Origin of the sequence: Emergencia sp. 1XD21-10 (genome assembly GCF_009936045.1) — a bacterium.
Classification (GTDB): Bacteria; Bacillota; Clostridia; order Peptostreptococcales; family Anaerovoracaceae; genus Senimuribacter; species Senimuribacter intestinalis.
On the sequence record NZ_QWEQ01000059.1, the window covers coordinates 1 to 726 of the forward strand.

At 47.8% G+C, this 726-nt stretch carries 1 protein-coding gene; it reads right to left on the reverse strand.

The annotated features are described in order from the left end of the window. Window positions 1-726 (reverse strand): N-6 DNA methylase (locus D1151_RS16190; RefSeq protein WP_161909559.1); only part of this gene is annotated, 726 nt, incomplete at both ends.

Sequence of the window (726 nt, forward strand, 5' to 3'; positions counted from 1 at the left end):
ATCATACAGTGCAGACAGCCTTTCCTGCTGGGCTGCAATTGCTGCATCGCTGACACCTTCCAGTTGACTGTCGATCAGCTCCCTGACCGCATCCCTGAGCCTGATTAGTTCTTTGAGCCTTTCTGCTCCGCTGCGGCTTGGTTCCTGTAGGATCATCACATCATTTTCTCTGTAATAAACCTTTTCATCAACGACCGAGTAAGCATAATTTGGCAGCTTGGGATCTGCAGGAATGCCTTCTGCAGTATCTTCATATTCGTCAAAGAAGGCGACCTCCGCAATACTCCCCTGGATCTGACGTACAGCCCGGTCCATCCGCTGTTCGAAAGTCTTGTTGTCTGGCAGAATGCAAGCGGTATCCTGCCCAAAGCGTCCGCTTATCTCCTGCATTTTCCCAATCACCATCTCAGGGTGATCAATAAAATACTGGTTATAGGTAAGTCCATTCTCATTACATCCAAGCTGCAGCCAGGACAGATCTTCCTTAACTACCTGCGGCTCAGTTTTTTTCTGCAGAATCAGAATATCGCTGGTCACCTCGGTACCGGCAATTTCTTTAAATGCGGTATTCGGCAAACGAATTGCACCCAGTAGATCAGCCCGTTCCGCTATATATTTGCGCACACTGCTGTTCTTCTTATCCAGCGTTCCCTTACTGGTAATAAAGGCAATCACACCACCCGGTTTCACCTGGTCGATAGTCTTGGCAAAAAAATAATCATGGAT